15 protein-coding genes and 1 pseudogene are annotated in these 14,293 nt (G+C 73.1%); 11 read left to right on the forward strand and 5 right to left on the reverse strand.

Features of this window, described 5'->3' with window-relative positions:
- Nucleotides 1–126: 126 nt before the first annotated feature.
- A complete protein-coding gene (locus tag OG410_RS33265) occupies nt 127–831 on the forward strand; it encodes a GvpL/GvpF family gas vesicle protein (protein WP_329302491.1) in 705 nt (234 codons plus the stop codon).
- A gap of 102 nt (nt 832–933) precedes the next feature.
- Here the strand turns inward: OG410_RS33265 and OG410_RS33270 are convergent, their stop codons facing one another.
- From OG410_RS33270 to OG410_RS33280, 3 genes are all read right to left on the reverse strand, one after another.
- Nucleotides 934–1,104, reverse strand: a complete 171-nt coding sequence (locus OG410_RS33270) for a hydrophobic protein (protein ID WP_326784621.1) — start codon at nt 1,102–1,104, stop codon at nt 934–936.
- Between the two features lie 43 nt (nt 1,105–1,147).
- On the reverse strand, nt 1,148–1,987 hold the full coding sequence (locus tag OG410_RS33275; protein ID WP_329302492.1) for a class I SAM-dependent methyltransferase: 840 nt from the start codon (nt 1,985–1,987) through the stop codon (nt 1,148–1,150).
- Nucleotides 1,988–2,196: 209 nt separating this feature from the next.
- Nucleotides 2,197–3,702: a bifunctional phosphatase PAP2/diacylglycerol kinase family protein gene (locus OG410_RS33280; RefSeq protein ID WP_329302493.1), complete on the reverse strand. Its 1,506-nt coding sequence runs from the start codon at nt 3,700–3,702 to the stop codon at nt 2,197–2,199.
- A gap of 103 nt (nt 3,703–3,805) precedes the next feature.
- Here OG410_RS33280 and OG410_RS33285 point away from each other — a divergent pair, with 103 nt between their 5' ends.
- From OG410_RS33285 to OG410_RS33325, 9 genes and pseudogenes are all read left to right on the forward strand, one after another.
- Nucleotides 3,806–5,425, forward strand: a complete 1,620-nt coding sequence (locus OG410_RS33285; protein WP_329302494.1) for an ABC-F family ATP-binding cassette domain-containing protein — start codon at nt 3,806–3,808, stop codon at nt 5,423–5,425.
- A 193-nt stretch (nt 5,426–5,618) separates the two neighbouring features.
- A complete protein-coding gene (locus OG410_RS33290) occupies nt 5,619–5,861 on the forward strand; it encodes a DUF6158 family protein (protein WP_329302495.1) in 243 nt (80 codons plus the stop codon).
- Nucleotides 5,858–6,436 carry a TIGR03086 family metal-binding protein gene (locus OG410_RS33295; RefSeq protein ID WP_329302496.1) on the forward strand — a complete coding sequence of 193 codons (579 nt, stop codon included), beginning with the start codon at nt 5,858–5,860 and terminating at the stop codon, nt 6,434–6,436. Before OG410_RS33290 ends, OG410_RS33295 begins: the two co-directional genes overlap by 4 nt.
- A 257-nt stretch (nt 6,437–6,693) precedes the next feature.
- Complete coding sequence (locus OG410_RS33300; RefSeq protein WP_329302497.1) at nt 6,694–7,488, forward strand: RNA polymerase sigma factor SigF; 795 nt, start codon at nt 6,694–6,696, stop codon at nt 7,486–7,488.
- An 80-nt stretch (nt 7,489–7,568) separates the two neighbouring features.
- Nucleotides 7,569–7,694, forward strand: a pseudogene (locus OG410_RS33305) (IS630 family transposase); the annotation flags it as partial.
- Between the two features lie 113 nt (nt 7,695–7,807).
- Complete coding sequence (locus tag OG410_RS33310; RefSeq protein ID WP_329302498.1) at nt 7,808–8,245, forward strand: cytidine deaminase; 438 nt, start codon at nt 7,808–7,810, stop codon at nt 8,243–8,245.
- Between the two features lie 334 nt (nt 8,246–8,579).
- A complete protein-coding gene (locus tag OG410_RS33315) occupies nt 8,580–9,647 on the forward strand; it encodes a hypothetical protein (protein WP_329302499.1) in 1,068 nt (355 codons plus the stop codon).
- A gap of 223 nt (nt 9,648–9,870) precedes the next feature.
- Entirely contained in the window at nt 9,871–11,118 is a 1,248-nt protein-coding gene (locus OG410_RS33320) for an aminotransferase class I/II-fold pyridoxal phosphate-dependent enzyme (RefSeq protein WP_329302500.1), read from the forward strand.
- A complete protein-coding gene (locus tag OG410_RS33325) occupies nt 11,115–12,188 on the forward strand; it encodes an MBL fold metallo-hydrolase (protein ID WP_329302501.1) in 1,074 nt (357 codons plus the stop codon). The genes OG410_RS33320 and OG410_RS33325 overlap by 4 nt, the downstream gene beginning before the upstream one ends.
- Nucleotides 12,189–12,203: 15 nt before the next feature.
- Here OG410_RS33325 and OG410_RS33330 read toward each other — a convergent pair whose 3' ends face one another.
- Both OG410_RS33330 and OG410_RS33335 read right to left on the reverse strand, forming a co-directional pair.
- Nucleotides 12,204–12,827, reverse strand: coding sequence for a DedA family protein (locus OG410_RS33330; RefSeq protein ID WP_329304321.1), 624 nt, complete (start codon nt 12,825–12,827; stop codon nt 12,204–12,206).
- 113 nt (nt 12,828–12,940) lie between these two features.
- Nucleotides 12,941–13,714, reverse strand: coding sequence for an MBL fold metallo-hydrolase (locus OG410_RS33335; RefSeq protein ID WP_329302502.1), 774 nt, complete (start codon nt 13,712–13,714; stop codon nt 12,941–12,943).
- A gap of 84 nt (nt 13,715–13,798) precedes the next feature.
- On the opposite strand from OG410_RS33335, the gene OG410_RS33340 reads away from it, so the two are divergent.
- Nucleotides 13,799–14,278 (forward strand): hypothetical protein, encoded by a 480-nt coding sequence (locus OG410_RS33340; RefSeq protein WP_329302503.1) that lies wholly within the window; start codon nt 13,799–13,801, stop codon nt 14,276–14,278.
- Nucleotides 14,279–14,293: the final 15 nt, after the last annotated feature.

A 14,293-nucleotide genomic window follows, 5' to 3' on the forward strand; every position in this document is an offset into this window, starting at 1 on the left:
GGGCCGGGATAAGCGCCGTGGTGCGCCGACCGCGGCGGCGGGTCGCCGTGGTGCGCCGACCGGACTCCGGAGGGCACCATGGTCAGTACGCCGCGGGGGTGCGAGGGGAAGCGCGGGAGGAGACTCATGAGCGCTCTGCGCTATGTCTACGCGATCTGCCGCCCCTTCCCGGCGGCGTTGTCGGTCGAGCTGGCCGGGGTCGGGGGCGTCCCGCCCAGACTGCTGCGCCACGACGGCCTGATCGCCGTGGTCGGCTCGGTCCCGGAGCGGGATTTCGACGCGGAGCCGCTGCGCCGCCGGCTGGAGGACGTCCACTGGCTGGAGGCGACGGCCCGCGCCCACCAGGGCGTCATCGACGCGCTCACCGCCGTCACCAGCCCGCTGCCGCTCCGGCTCGCCACCGTTCTCCGGGACGACAGCGGCGTACGCGTGATGATGGACGAACGCCGGGAGGATTTCGAGAGGACGCTCGACCGGCTCGACGGACGCGTGGAATGGGACGTGAAGGTGTATGCCGAAACGGCCGATGTCTCCGGGGAGTCCGGAGAATTCACGCGCCGGCTGCACGGCACCCTTTCCGAGTGCGCCGAGGAGAGCAGGCTGCTGACCCCGCGGAATCCGGAAGACGGTTCTCAAATCCTTGACGCGGCCTATCTGGTGCCGCGCGCGGACTCGGGAGAATTCCTGGAACGGGTGAACGGAAGCGCGGGCGGCGAGCCGGGGATGCGGGTGGAGCTGACGGGACCGTGGGCGGCGTACTCCTTCACGGGATCCACGGCGGGCCTCACCGGGTTCGCCGGCCTCACGGACTGTACGGGCTGTACGGGCTGAGTGGCGCGGAGCTGCGGCCCGGGGTCCAGGACCGTCCTGGACCCCGGGCCGAGGCTCCGCGCCAAGCTGTTTCTCCCCGAGCTCTTCCCGAAGAGGGAAGAGCTACCACCTGTACCAGCGGCCCCGGCTTCCGGAAGCGCTCGTGCCGCGCACCAGGAATCCGAGCAGCCACAGGACAATGACCACCAGCGCTATCCACCACAGAATCTTCAGTGCGAATCCGGCACCGAAGAGAATCAGCGCGAGCAACAGAACGAGCAGGATGGGAACCATAGTGTGAGACCTCCTGCTTTCCGGATTTCCGGATATCGCGGAATCAGGCTTCCTTTCGGCAGAGAATTTCTCCGTGCAGGACGGAGAACCAGCCGTCCTCCTGCCGTCCCCACTGCCGCCAGGCGTCCGACACCGCCCGCAGTCCGCCCGTGTCCGCGTGGCCCCCTTCCGTCGCCCGCTCCGCGTACGCCGAGGCGAGCGTGCGGTCGGCCCACAGCCCGCTCCACCACTCCCGCTCGTCCTCGGTGGCGAAGGTCCAGGTGCTCGACGTGGCCGTGATGTCCCGGATCCCGGCTGACAGCGCCCAGGACTTGAGACGGCGGCCGGCGTCGGGCTCGCCCCCGTTGGCGCGGGCGACGCGCAGGTACAGGTCCAGCCACGCGTCCATGCCCGGGGTGGACGGGTACCAGGTCATGGACGAGAAGTCCGCGTCGCGGACCGCGATGAGCCCGCCGGGCTTGGTGACCCGGTGCATCTCGCGCAGCGCCTGCACCGGATCACCCACGTGCTGGAGCACCTGGTGGGCGTGGACCACGCAGAACGTGTCGTCCGGGTACTCCAGCGCGTGGACGTCGGCGACGGCGAACTCGACGTTGTCCAGGCCGCGTTCGGCCGTCGTCCGGCGTGCCTGGTCGAGGATGCCGGGAGCGTGGTCGACGCCGGTGACGTGGCCGTCCGGCACCCGTTCGGCCAGGTCCGCGGTGATGGTGCCCGGTCCGCAGCCGATGTCGAGGATCTTCATGTGCGGCTTCAGCGAGTCGAGCAGGTAGGCCGCCGAGTTGGCGGCTGTACGCCAGGTGTGGGAGCGCAGCACCGACTCGTGATGGCCGTGGGTGTAGACGGCGGTCTCCTGCGGTTTCGACTGCGACTGCGACTGCGACATGACCGATCCCCTTCTCGTACGGGCCTCGTGGAGGTGTACGCACTCCCTGAGGCGATGTCATCACCGTACGCGGTCATGCCGAATAATGAGACCCGTATCTTGCGATGTGGACACTGTGTGGGCGGCGGCAGCCGGCGCGGGTGAGCGCGGACGGTTGCGAGGGGACGACGTACGGGCCCGGCCGGCGGGGGGCGACGCGCGGGAACGGGTCAGTGCGCGGGAAACGGGCGGTAGACGGTCAGCGCCTCGCGGCTCTTGCTCAGGGTCACCTCGCCGCTCACCTCGGTGACTTCACCGTCGTAGGCCAGCAGCGTGCCGGGAGCCACGCCCTCGATGCGCAGGCGGCCCACCCGTACGGCCGCGTGCGCGGGCGAGCGGGTGAGGGGACCCGCGAAGGCCGCGGCCAGCAGCCGCACCGCGGGGTGACGGCCGCCGTGCACGACCCTTACGTCGAGGCGGCCGTCCGCGAGGTCGAAGCGGCGGGCGGGTGCCAGGCCCATCCTGTGGTACGTGCCGTTGCCGGCGAACAGCAGCCACAACGGGTGCGTACGGCCGCCGAGTTCGGCCCGCAGCGGGTGATGGTCGGCGCGCAGCACACGCAGGGCGCCCAGCACTCCCGCCGGCCAGCTGCCGATCACCCTGGACCAGTTCTCCCGCTCGCGCACCAGCTCCGGATAGATGCCCAGGCTGCACGTGTTGAGGAAGATGCCGGTCGTGCCGCCCGAGGCGAACCGGCCCACGTCCACCTGGACCGCCTCGCCCTCCTGGAGCGCGCGGACCAGATCGCGTTCGCCCTCCACGCCGAGATCGTGGGCGAAGTGGTTGAGCGTGCCGCCCGGCAGCACGGCGAGGGGGATCCCGTGGCGCACGGCGACCTCGGCCGCGGTGTTCACCGTGCCGTCGCCGCCGCACACGCCCAGCACCCGGGCGCGGGCCGCCGCCTTCTCCAGCTCCTCCCGCAGGTCGCAGGGCTCGCACTCCACGATCTCGGCCCCCGGCAGCGCGCCGGCCAGCGCGCCGACCCGCTCCGAGGTGCCCGAGCCCGTGTTGGCCACCATGACCAGGCCCTCGCCCTCACCGTCGGCCAGCGCGGGCGCGTCGGCGCGCGGACGGCCGGGTGGGGTCAGCCGGCCGCGGGTGGGCACCAGCGCCCGCACGGCGTACGCGGCGCCGACACCGAGGGCCGCACCGGCCAGGACATCGCTCGGGAAGTGGACGCCGGTGTAGACGCGGGACAGTGCCACCGCCGCGGCCAGCGGTGCGACGGCCGCGCCCCAGCCGCGGGACTCCAGTGCCATCCCCGTGGCGAAGGCGGCGGCGGAGGCGGCGTGCCCCGACGGGAACGATGTGGTGATCGGCTGCCGCTTGAGCTGCCGGACGGCGGGGACCGGGCCGAGACCGGGGCGGGTGCGGCGCACCGAGCGCTTGCCGAGGGTGTTGATCGCGGCGGAGGCCAGGGCGAGCGAGGCGACACCGCGTGCGGCGGCCCGGCGGGCCCGCGGGGTGCGGCTCGCCGCCACGGCGGCGGCCGTCGCGAACCACAGGACACCGTGGTTCGCGCTCCGGCTCAGCCGCGGCAGCACGGGGTCGCCGCCCGGCCAGTGCCGCGCCGCGACCGCCTCGAAGAGCCGGCAGTCCAGGCCGAGCAGGCGGTCCCGAAGGGCGTGGCGGCCCGGTACGAGGGCGGTCAGGTCGACATCCGGGATCGTGGTCATGCGGGTCCGTCTACCCCGGATCAGGCGGTTCCCGCCTCCGCCCCCGGCCCTTCGTCGCATACGCGTTTGCCCCGCACCCCCGCTCCCCGGAGAATGCCTGCCCATGGGACATCTCGAAGCCGCGCACCTTGAGTACTACCTTCCCGACGGGAGGGCGCTGCTCGGCGATGTGTCGTTCCGGGTCGGGGAAGGCGCCGTCGTGGCTCTGGTGGGGCCCAACGGTGCCGGGAAGACGACGCTGCTGCGGCTGATCTCGGGGGAGCTGAAGTCCCATGGAGGAACCGTCAACGTGGGCGGCGGGCTCGGGGTGATGCGCCAGTTCGTGGGGTCCGTACGCGACGAGACGACCGTGCGCGAGCTGCTCGTCTCCGTGGCCCCGCCCCGTATCCGTCAGGCCGCCGAGGCTGTGGACGCCGCCGAGCACGCCATGATGACCGTGGACGACGAGGCGGCACAGCTCCGCTACGCGCAGGCGCTCTCCGACTGGGCCGAGGTCCGCGGATACGAGTCCGAGACCGTGTGGGACATGTGCACGATGGCCGCCCTCGGTGTCCCCTACGAGAAGGCGCAGTGGCGGCAGGTGAGGACCCTGTCCGGAGGCGAGCAGAAGCGCCTGGTGCTCGAGGCGCTGCTGCGCGGCACCGACGAGGTGCTGCTCCTGGACGAGCCGGACAACTATCTCGACGTGCCCGGCAAGCGCTGGCTGGAGGAGCGGCTCAAGGAGACCCGCAAGACCGTCCTGTTCGTCTCCCACGACCGCGAACTCCTCGCCCGCGCCGCCCAGAAGATCATCAGCGTCGAGCCCGGCCCGGCCGGCGCGGACGCCTGGGTGCACGGTGCCGGATTCGCGACCTACCACGAGGCCAGGCGGGAGCGGTTCGCGCGCTTCGAGGAGCTGCGCAGGCGCTGGGACGAGAAGCACGCGCAGCTCAAGAAGCTGGTCCTGAACCTCCGTCAGGCGGCCGCCGTCAGCCATGAGATGGCGTCCCGCTACGCGGCGGCGCAGACCCGGCTGCGCAAGTTCGAGGAGGCCGGACCGCCTCCGGAGCCGCCGCGCGAGCAGGACATCAAGATGCGGCTGCACGGCGGACGGACCGGGGTGAGGGCCGTGACCTGCAAGGGACTCGAGCTCACCGGTCTGATGAAACCGTTCGACCTGGAGATCTACTACGGCGAACGCGTCGCCGTCCTCGGCTCCAACGGCTCGGGAAAGTCGCACTTCCTGCGGCTGCTCGCGGGCGGCGACGTCGCGCACACCGGAGAGTGGAAGCTCGGCGCCCGCGTGGTCGCCGGCCACTTCGCGCAGACGCACGCCCACCCGGAACTGGAGGGCCGCACGCTCCTGGACATCCTGTGGACCGAGCACTCGCAGGACCGCGGAGCGGCGATGTCCCGGCTGCGCCGCTACGAGCTGACCGCGCAGGCCGAGCAGCGCTTCGAGAAGCTGTCGGGCGGCCAGCAGGCACGTTTCCAGATCCTTCTCCTGGAGCTGGAGGGCTCGACGGCCCTGCTGCTGGACGAGCCGACCGACAACCTCGACCTGGAGTCCGCGGAGGCACTTCAGGAGGGCCTGGAGGCGTACGAGGGGACGGTCCTGTCGGTCACCCACGACCGCTGGTTCGCCCGCTCCTTCGACCGCTACCTGGTCTTCGGCTCGGACGGCCGGGTACGGGAGACACGGGAGCCCGTGTGGGACGAGCGCCGCGTGGAGCGCGAGCGGTAGGACCTGTCCGGTCGGTCACGGTGGGGACGCCGGACGCCGGGCCCGTCCCGGGGAGGCCCGGCACCCCGGATGTTCGTAGAGTGGAGGGAGTGGGTCTCGACCCACGGCTCCCTCCCGGAGGCCGCTCGGGGCAGTGTCTGCCCGGGGTGGACGTCCGGACCGCACCGACGGCCACGACGAGCGGGGTAGCACCATGACCGGAGTCGACCCGGACCGGCTGGACGATCAGCAGCTCATGAAAGAGCTGGAGGCCATCCACCGCACCCGCCACGACACGCTGTTGCACGGCTCGAACGACGCGCTGCACACCCATAACGTGCGTATGGCCCAGCTCGAGGGCGAGTACCTGCGCCGCCACCCGCGGCGGCCCGTCACGGCGGGCCGCACGCGCGACGGTGCCCGGGAACGCGGAGCGGCGGGGGTGCCGCCGGAATGAGCGAGCCGCATTCGGTCCTGGTCCGGCAGGCGGAGGCCCTGGAGCTCTTCGGCCGCCGGGTCCACGCGATCCACGACGACCAGTGGGAGGCCCCCACGCCCTGCACCGCCTGGACCGTGCGCGATCTCGTGGGTCACCTCGTCTCCGAGCAGGCCTGGGTGCCCGCGCTGGTCCGTGACGGCGCCACCGTCGACGCGGTCGGCGACAGCCTGGCCGGCGACCTGCTCGGTCCCGACCCGGTCGCCGCCTGGGAGGCCGTGGCCGATGCCTCCCGCGCGGTGTTCGCCGAGCCGGGCGCGCTCGACCGCACGGTCCACCTCTCCTTCGGGGACCTGCCGGCGGACGACTACTGCGCGCAGCTCGTCACCGACCTGACGGTCCACACCTGGGACCTGTCCCGCGCCATCGGCGCCGACGAACAACTTCCCGAGGATCTCTTGTCCTTCGCGGTCCGGGAGGTCACCCCGCACGCGGCGGAGCTGGAGAAGAGCGGACTCTTCGCGGCCCCGGAGGAGCCACCGCCCGGCGCCGACGTCCAGACGAAACTGCTCTGCCTGGTCGGGCGCCGGCCCTGACCCTGCCCTGACCCCGGGTGCCACCACCACGGGGAAGCCGGAGAGGGGCCCCGGGGAGGACGGGCGGGCAGGCGTCAGGGAGAATCGGAGGGTGTTTGCTCCGCATGGCGCGGGGCAGACGCAGTTGCAGTGCTTCGGACAGGAGGCACGTCCGTGGGAGCGGCTATCCGCGCCATGGGTGTACTCGTCCGGCGCACGGGTGCGTTCCCACGATGACTGTCCATCACATGGCACCATCAAGGGAGTTGCGACGCACCATGCGAACTCAAGCGAGCGCGACGCACCATCCGCACCACGACGCCCCCGACACCGGGGAGGCATTCCGCAGGCTCGCGGCCCTCCCCCCGGGACAGCGGCGCGACGCACTCCGTGCCGAGATCGTCGAGTCCTGGCTGCCGATGGCCGAACGGCTCGCGGGCCGCTTCCGCAACCGCGGCGAGAGTGCCGAGGACCTGCGCCAGGTCGCGGCGCTCGGACTGGTCAAGGCCGTCGACCGCTACGACCCCGAGCTCGGCAACGCCTTCGAGAGTTACGCGGTGCCGACGATCACCGGCGAGATCAAGCGCCACTTCCGTGACCACATGTGGACTCTGCACGTGCCGCGCCGGGTCCAGGACCTGCGCAACCGGGTCCGGTTCGCCGCCCAGGACCTGTCGCAGACCATCCCGGGCCGCCGGCCGACGGTCGCCGAGCTGGCCGAGCACGCCCGCATGAGTGAGGAGGACGTCCTCACGGGTCTGGAGGCCCTGGAGAGCTTCACCGCGCTCTCCCTGGACGCCGAACTGCCGGGCAGCGAGGACGGCTACTCCCTCAGCGACGCCCTCGGCTCGCCGGATCCGGCACTCGACACCGTCATCGACCGCGAGGCCGTCAAACCCCGGCTCCAGGCCCTGCCCGAACGGGAACGGGCCATCCTCTACATGCGGTTCTTCAGCGACATGACCCAGAGCCGCATCGCCGACGAACTGGGCATCTCCCAGATGCATGTCTCCCGCCTCATCAGCCGCTGCTGCACGCGAATGCGCGACCAGATCATGCGCGACGCGGCCTAGCGACGTAGCAGGCAACGTTCGCCCTGTCGTGATGTGACGCGCCGCCCGGTGCCGTGCCGGGCGGCGCGTGGCCGTCACCCTGCACGGACGCGTTCGGGCCGCTCGACCTGGTGCCCCACCCGGGCCGGCAGGGGGCCGAGCGCGCCGGAAAGCACAAGGACCCCGACCGCGAACCACGCCGCGGGCGGCGGGTCGGCTACAACAGGGCAGCATGATCCTTCGCTACCTCGTCCGGCGAAACCGCCACGCCGACGACCGGCGCCCACGCGCCGTCGCCGACAGGGCCAACGTCGCCCGACCGTGCAAGAAGGCAGGGAAGATGACCACACAGACCGATCATGTCGACCACGAACTGATCCGGGCAGCGGCGCACGTCGCGGCCACACGCTGCCGGGGCGACAACCACACCATGGCGGCCGCGGCCCGCGCCCGCGACGGCAGGATCGTCACCGCGGTGAACGCCTATCACTTCACCGGAGGCCCCTGCGCGGAGCTGGTCCTGATCGGCACCGCTGCCGCCCAGGGCGCCTATGACCTGGACACCATCGTCGCCGTGGGTGACCGTGACCGAGGCGTCGTGCCCCCGTGCGGCCGCTGCCGCCAGGTCCTTCTCGACTACTTCCCGGCCCTCGAGGTCATCGTCGGGACGAACGACAGCCTCCGGACGGTGCCCGTCACCGACCTGCTTCCCGAGAGCTACGTCTGGGCGGACCATCAGCTCGACGCCGAGGAGAGCGCACCACTCGGTACGAGCTGACGCCCCAGGCGGATACAGGGCGAACGTTGCCCGCTACGGCACCACCTGCCGCCCGCGTCGATCCGGTCGGGGCTCCGGCCATGGGTGCGGTGGGGGCTCCGGCCGTGGGTGTCGTGCGGGCTCCGGGTGGGGCGGGTTTCCGGGGGCGGGCGGCATCGCACGGTGGGTACGGGGGACCGGTCGCGGCCCGGCCGCGATGTCACCCGCTCGGGCCCCCGCTTTCCCGCGAATGGTGCCCGGCCGTTCGCGCCCGGCGGTGCGACGGGCTCTGATGGGCCCGAGGGACACGACGGCCGTGGCTCTCGGACCGCAGCCCGCCGAAGGAGCCCCGCTCATGCGCCGTACCGCCCGTGTCCTGTACGCCACCGCCCTGGCCGGCGCCGCTCTCGGCGCCGCCGCGTCGGGCGCGGCCGCGGATCCGGCCGCGGAGGTCAGTCCGGGCTCAGTCGAACCCGGTGGCACCGTCACCGTCACGGTCAGCTGCGACGCGATCGGGGGGACCCTGCCCGACTCCATCGACGCCAGCTCCCAGGGCTTCCAGGAGGGCAAGGTCCAGCTTCACCGCGTCGAGGGCGCCGGCCCGGGCGCCGCGGGCGCCGCCTCCTACAGCGGCACCGCCCACATCGGGTCCGGCGAACCCGATCCGGCCGCAGGTTCCGCCACGGAGGAGTCCGGGCGCGGCTTCGACGAGGTGAGCCCCGGTACGAACGGTTCCGGCGCGGCGGCGAACTCCGACGCGAAGAACTCCGCCGACGTGCCCGCGGGCGCGCGAGCTGGAGCGGTGAGTTCCGCTCCCGAGGGCTGGGCCACCGTCGTGCCCGATGCCCAGGTCCCCGCTCCCGGCGCCGGTGACCCCGTGGTCCCCGACTTGCTGATCCCCGACACCGACAGCCCGGACACGGTGGGCCCGGATTCGGTGGCCCCGGAGACGGTCGGTCCGGATTCGGTGGCCCCCGACGACCTGGGCCCGGACACGGTGGGGCCCGACACGGTTCCCGAACCGCTGAGCCCGGACGCCGTGGGTTCCGGCACCGCCGCTCCCGGCACGGTGGAACCGGACATCGCGGGCCCCGACATCGCGGGCCCCGACACCGGGGGCGCCGACGGACGGTGGAACGTCGGCGGGGTCTGTCCCGCGCCCCCGGGTGGTCACGGGAAGCAGTGGACCGCCTCGTACGCCGTGGCCCGCGGCGCCACGGCGACCCATGGTCCCGACAGCGGGACCGGCTCCGACACCGGCGTGGGTGAACGTCCGCCCACGATCCAGCGAGGTGTACACGCCGGCGAGGGCGGGGTGTTCACCGACTCCGTGCCGGCCCTGGTCGCCGGCGGACTGCTGATCGCCGGGGCCCTGGGCGCGGCCGCGCAACGGGTGCACAGACTGCGCCGACGGCGGAGGTGACAGGCGGAGGCCACGGTGGCGGTGGACGGCACGGCGGCTGACGATGTGACAGACACACGCGAGAGGACACACGGGACGGCATGCCTCCGGGCGCTGAGCGGTTCACCCCGCAGGCCGGCGAGCGGCGCCCGGTGAGCCGTACGAGAGGACGAAGGCACCCGGAACCGTACGGCGGGCGGGCTCCGGAACAGGGAACGGCGGCATCCACGGTGCGGAGGCAGGTATGCGGCGGACGGACCCTGAAGGCCACGGACCGCTCCGGTACGGTCCGCCCCTGCCCGACCAGGGCCTGCCCGTGCTCCCGGAACTCCGCTCCGTTCTGGCCGCCGCCGCGAACCGCTCCGCCGCCGAACCCTGCGGCGGCGGCCCCGTGCTCCTCGACGCCGCCAGCGGCTACTGGACCCGGCGCGGACTGCGTGCCGCACCCGACCGGGTGGCGGCCGCCCCCGGAGCCCCCGCGCTGCTGCTGGCCCTGACCGGCGCGCTCGGCGGCGACATCCTCATGCCCCGCCCGTGCGCCGCCTGGTGGGCGCCGCAGGCACGCCTGCTGGGCAGATCCGTGTTCCACGTGGCGACGCCCGCGGAGTGCGGCGGCGTCCCCGATCCCTACGCCCTCCTGGAGACCGTCCGCAGGGTCCGCGCGGAGGGCGGCGACCCGCGGCTGCTCCTGCTGTCCGTCGCCGACGACCCGACCGCCACCGTCGCACCGCCCGAGGTGGTGCACGAGGCCGTGGAGGCCGCGGCGGGCGAGGGACTGCACATCGTCAGCGACGAGACCTGGCGCGACACCCTGCACGAGCCGCGGGACACCGTGCTGCTCAGCCCCGCCGAGATGCTCCCCGACGACGTCTCCGTGATCGCCGACCTCGCGGGTGCCTTCCTGCCGCAGGGCTGGCCCGCCGCCGTCGCCCGCTTCCCCGACAACGCGGCGGGCGCGTCCCTGCGTTCCCGCGTCCTCGACGTGCTCACCGTGCTCGGCGCGCGCGTCGCCGAACCGGTCGCCGCCGCGGCCGCGTACGCGCTCGGCGAGCCCGCCGCGGTCACCGAACGGCTCACCGCCGCCGTACGCCTGCACGCCTGCGTGGCCGACGCCGTCCACCGCGCGGTGGGTGCCGCCGGAGCCGTCGCGCGCCCCCCGCAGGCCGGCCGGCACCTGTACGTCGACCTCGGCGCGTTCCGGTCCGCCCTCGGCGCGCGCGGCGTCGGTGACGCGCAGGACCTGGAGGACCACCTCTCCGCCCGGCTCGGCATGCCCGCGCCGGGCGGACACCGCTTCGGCGACGACCTCGCCGCCCTCCGGGTCCGCCTCGGCACCGGACCACTGCTCGGCTCCACGGACGAGGAGCGGGAGGAAGCGCTCGTCTCCCCCGCACCGCTGGAACTGCCGCATGTGCAGCGCGCGTTGACCATCGTGGGGTCGGCCTTCGGCGATCTCCGCGACGACGCCGAGCGACGGGAGTCTCCTCGATGACGCAGCAGTCCGAGTCGACCACGAGCACGACGGCCCAGGCCACCGGCGATCCCGCGCCCCCGGCCGCCCCGGCGCCCGGACGCCCCGTCGTCCTCCCTCCCGCGCCCCTCGCCGAGCCCCGCCCGCTCGGCGAGCGGCGCCTGTGGCCCCGGTCCTTCGCGAACCGGCTGACCGCCCCGCTGCCCGGCCTGCGGGCCTTCGCGCGGCTCGTCCGTGAGGGCGCGCTCCGGCCGCGTGCCGAAGGGCTCGCCGAGATCCCGCTGCTGCCCTTCGAGCCGGAACCGCTGCCCGCCGTGAACGCCCGGACGGTCGCCGTCTCCTGGGCGGGGCACGCGAGCTGGGTGATCCGGATCGGCGGGCTCACCGTGCTCACCGACCCGGTCTGGTCCCGCCGCATCGTGGGAACCCCGGCCCGGATCACCCCGGTCGGCGTGGCTTGGAGCACACTGCCGCGCGTCGACGCGGTCGTCGTCAGCCACAACCACTACGACCATCTGGACGCACCGACCCTGCGCCGACTCCCGCGCGACACACCGGTGTTCGTACCGGCCGGCCTCGGACGTTGGTTCAGGCGGCGCCGGTTCACCCGGATCACCGAGCTCGACTGGTGGGAAGCGGCCCGACTCGACGGCGTCCGCTTCGATTTCGTCCCCGCCCACCACTGGTCCAAGCGCACCCTCACCGACACCTGCCGTTCCCTGTGGGGCGGCTGGGTGCTCACGGCACCCGAGGGCCGACGCGTCTACTTCGCGGGCGACACCGGATACGGCCACTGGTTCACCCGCATCGGGCAGCGCCACCCGGGGATCGACCTCGCCCTCCTGCCCATCGGCGCGTACGACCCCCGCTGGTGGCTGAGCGACGTGCACTGCGACCCGGAAGAGGCCGTGCAGGCAGCCGTCGACCTGAGCGCGCGGAGGATGGCCCCGATGCACTGGGGCACCTTCGTGCTCTCGGCCGAACCGGTGCTGGAACCGCTGCGGCGGGTACGGGCGGCGTGGGAGCGGGCGGGCCTGGCCCGGGAGAACCTGTGGGATCTGGCGGTGGGAGGTTCCCGGGTGCTGGAGTGACGGTGCTTCGCCGCCCTACGAGGGTTTCGTGCCGCGGAACCTGCGCCACACACCCGGCGTCAGGCTGATCGCCACGGTCAGCGCCACCGCCGCCACCACGCCCTGCCACGGCTCGGGGAAGAGCGAGCCGCCGAGGATGCCGATGATCTGGTAGGTGGCCGCCCAGGCGAGACAGGCAGGGATGTCCCCGCGGGCGAAGACGCGCAGCGGCATCTTCGCGATCAGGCAGGCCAGCATCACCGGAATCCGGCCCGCAGGTACGAGGCGGGACAGGACGAGGACGGCGATGCCGTGGTCGGCGAGCTTCTGCTGCGCCCGGGCGAGCCGGTCCTCGGGGGCGCGTTCCCGGATCGCCTCCAGCCAGCGCGATCCGTTCCTCGAACCCATGCCGCGCCGGCCGAGCCAGTAGAGCGACATGTCACCGAGGAACGCGGCGACCGAGGAGACCAGGAACACCATGAGCAGCGCGAAGGGTGACGTCTGGTGGAAGGCCACGACCGCCGCCGAACTCACCAGCGCCCCCGTCGGCACCACCGGCACCAGAGCGCCGATCAGCACCAGCAGGAACAGCGACGGATAGCCGATCGCCTGCTGAGTGGACTCCGGCGGGACGGTAGGAGCCGGGGCGGACAGGAGCATCAGCGGTGCGGTGCCCTTGAGTGACACGAGGGTCGTGCCCTTGAGCGACAGAAGAGCCCCGCTCTTGACCGACTGAAGGGCCGGGGGAGCCATCGCCCCGGCGGACCAGGACATCACCGAGCGGCTTCCGGACGCACGCTCTCGCCCTGCCTCAGCAGATGAACCGCCACCTGGGGCGTGCGCTCGGCGGCCAGGCGCACGAACTCCTCACCCGGCGCGTGGAATTCATGGGGGCGCACGGCATCCATCCCGATGGGCCAGAACGTGCCGTAGTGCACCGGCACAGCGCTGCGCGGACGCAACGCGACGAGCGCCTCGGCGGCACGCCCCGCGTCGAGATGCCCCTCCCCGAGATACGGGCCCCAGCCGCCCACCGGCAGCAGGGCCACGTCGACCGGTCCGACCTCCTCGGCCATCGACGCGAACAGCCCCGTGTCCCCGGCGAAGTACGTCCGCGCCTCGCCCTCGATCACGTACCCCACGGCGGGGGAGCGGTGTGGTCCGATCGGCAGCCGGCGTCCGTCGTGCCGTGCCGGAACCGTACGGACGGCCAGGTCACCGACGCGGGTGCGGTCACCGGGCGCGACCTCCGTGAGCCGCAGATGGTCCAGCTTGCGCAGTCCGGGCACCGAACGCGGCGCACCGCGCGGCACGAGCAGCCGGGTACCCGGGGCCAGTCGCGCCAGCGAGGGAAGATGCAGATGGTCGGCGTGCAGGTGGGAGACCAGCGCGACGTCGGCGACCGCAGCCGGGGGAGGGGGCGGCGCCCCGCGCCTGCGCCGCAGGTGTGCGAGCCGGCGCGCGAAGAGGGGATCGGTGAGCACGCGTGTCCCGGAGTCCTCCAGCGTGCAGGTGGCGTGCCCCCACCAGGTGATCTCCACCGGCACCTCTTTGCCTCCTTCGCACGACTCCCCCCGAGCCTACGGGCAGGAGTAGGGTCTGCGGCGAAACCATGAGGTGAGGGGGACACCATGGGAGACGCACGCGGTGCCTCCGGCACGCACGCCCTCAAACGCTCGCACGAGCGCGGCGGCCCCGTACCGCGCTCCCCGTCGCTTCGCGTCACGGCGATCGCGAGCCTGACACCTCTGGAAGAGCTCGACGAGGACCCCTTTCTCGTCGACTCCCGCAGCCAGCACGCGATGTGCGCCCGCTGGGCCGCCGAGCACGGCTACGTCGTCACCCGGGAACTTCTCGTACGCGGGCTGCGCCCGGACCACCGCAGCCTGTGGGCGGATGTCGAGGCCGGTCTCGTGGACCTGTTCGTCGCGCCCAGCCGCCGGGTGCTGGAGCGCGCGCTCGCCTCGGTGGAGGAGTTCACCGCCGAGTGCGCGCGCCGCGGTGTCCGCGTCGAGACCGTGGGCACCGCCGAACCGTCGTACGACGCCCAGATGAAGGCCAGGGTCCACCGCCGTCTGTCGATGCCGACGGCGGGCTACGACGGCCGTTGATCTCCCACCCGCGGT

The sequence above is a fragment of the Streptomyces sp. NBC_00659 genome (assembly GCF_036226925.1).
Taxonomy (GTDB): domain Bacteria; phylum Actinomycetota; class Actinomycetes; order Streptomycetales; family Streptomycetaceae; genus Streptomyces.

Excerpts from the sequence above, each read along its gene's own strand:
- OG410_RS33265 (WP_329302491.1), top strand. The coding sequence starts at position 127 with ATGAGCGCTCTGCGCTATGTCTACGCGATCTGCCGCCCCTTCCCGGCG.
- OG410_RS33270 (WP_326784621.1), bottom strand. The coding sequence starts at position 1,104 with ATGGTTCCCATCCTGCTCGTTCTGTTGCTCGCGCTGATTCTCTTCGGT.
- OG410_RS33275 (WP_329302492.1), bottom strand. The coding sequence starts at position 1,987 with ATGTCGCAGTCGCAGTCGCAGTCGAAACCGCAGGAGACCGCCGTCTAC.
- OG410_RS33280 (WP_329302493.1), bottom strand. The coding sequence starts at position 3,702 with ATGACCACGATCCCGGATGTCGACCTGACCGCCCTCGTACCGGGCCGC.
- OG410_RS33285 (WP_329302494.1), top strand. The coding sequence starts at position 3,806 with ATGGGACATCTCGAAGCCGCGCACCTTGAGTACTACCTTCCCGACGGG.
- OG410_RS33290 (WP_329302495.1), top strand. The coding sequence starts at position 5,619 with ATGACCGGAGTCGACCCGGACCGGCTGGACGATCAGCAGCTCATGAAA.
- OG410_RS33295 (WP_329302496.1), top strand. The coding sequence starts at position 5,858 with ATGAGCGAGCCGCATTCGGTCCTGGTCCGGCAGGCGGAGGCCCTGGAG.
- OG410_RS33300 (WP_329302497.1), top strand. The coding sequence starts at position 6,694 with ATGCGAACTCAAGCGAGCGCGACGCACCATCCGCACCACGACGCCCCC.
- OG410_RS33310 (WP_329302498.1), top strand. The coding sequence starts at position 7,808 with ATGACCACACAGACCGATCATGTCGACCACGAACTGATCCGGGCAGCG.
- OG410_RS33315 (WP_329302499.1), top strand. The coding sequence starts at position 8,580 with ATGCGCCGTACCGCCCGTGTCCTGTACGCCACCGCCCTGGCCGGCGCC.
- OG410_RS33320 (WP_329302500.1), top strand. The coding sequence starts at position 9,871 with ATGCGGCGGACGGACCCTGAAGGCCACGGACCGCTCCGGTACGGTCCG.
- OG410_RS33325 (WP_329302501.1), top strand. The coding sequence starts at position 11,115 with ATGACGCAGCAGTCCGAGTCGACCACGAGCACGACGGCCCAGGCCACC.
- OG410_RS33330 (WP_329304321.1), bottom strand. The coding sequence starts at position 12,827 with ATGCTCCTGTCCGCCCCGGCTCCTACCGTCCCGCCGGAGTCCACTCAG.
- OG410_RS33340 (WP_329302503.1), top strand. The coding sequence starts at position 13,799 with ATGGGAGACGCACGCGGTGCCTCCGGCACGCACGCCCTCAAACGCTCG.